Annotated in this window: 1 protein-coding gene; it reads right to left on the bottom strand. The window is 32.2% G+C overall.

What is annotated here, in order from left to right; translation table 11 throughout:
- Positions 1–183 precede the first annotated feature (183 nt).
- A complete protein-coding gene (locus AKA01nite_RS09235; RefSeq protein WP_146925033.1) occupies positions 184–735 on the bottom strand; it encodes a GNAT family N-acetyltransferase in 552 nt (183 codons plus the stop codon).
- Positions 736–826: the final 91 nt, after the last annotated feature.

Here is an 826-nt window from a genome sequence, read left to right on the forward strand (position 1 = left end):
CGATTCTTTTTCCAGACTCACCGGAAAATTGAAAGCGTTCCCTTCATCTATACGACAACTACTTAAGTATAATTGCTCAAAAAGAAAAAGTCAACTAAAACATTCCGTCTTTATTGCTGAAATTTTTTACTTGTTTTGCAGCAACGAGATTAATATTAACAGGTTATTTATACAGCGTCAATACTAAATTTCATTTTTCAAAACTTTTTTACGATTTTCCCAATAATACAAATGATAATCTTTATGATCTATGCCATTGAAATAACCTTTAACTCCCTTTTGAAAGCTAAAATCATTCTTTTTATAAAATGTATTTAAATAGGTATTGTCGGCAAGACAATCTAATCGTAATCCTTTTTTATCTTTTGAAATCGTTATTTCTTTCGCTTTATCTAATAATATACTTCCAGCATTTCTGCCATGCTCATTATTCCCCAAGGCTAAGCGGTGCAGATACAGAAAGTCATTACTCTCATTTTCTCCCCAAAGTTCTTGATCCCACTTTGTTTGAGTGCTCCATAAAGCGAATGTCCCTATTATCTTTTGAGAACGATAAACAAGAAAGACCTCTTTTCTTTTAATGGCTTCTTCTATATTATGTACATCTTCTCCTTTTAACAAACCAGCCCATTGTGTTGATCCTTTTTCACGCAGCCATTTTGCTGTATCTGTCAATAACTTTCTCACTAAACTCAAATCATTTAATTGAGCTGTTTTCACTTGTGCTTTATCCATTATACCACCTCATATTGTTTATTATTGATTTTAAAAAAAACCTTCTATTCAAATAAAGAGAAAAGAGCCTCCGGCCCTTTTCTCAACTGTG

The organism is Alkalibacterium kapii, from assembly GCF_007988865.1.
GTDB lineage: Bacteria > Bacillota > Bacilli > Lactobacillales > Carnobacteriaceae_A > Alkalibacterium > Alkalibacterium kapii.

Coding starts and splice junctions, on each gene's coding strand:
- AKA01nite_RS09235 (WP_146925033.1), bottom strand. CDS start 735: ATGGATAAAGCACAAGTGAAAACAGCTCAATTAAATGATTTGAGTTTA.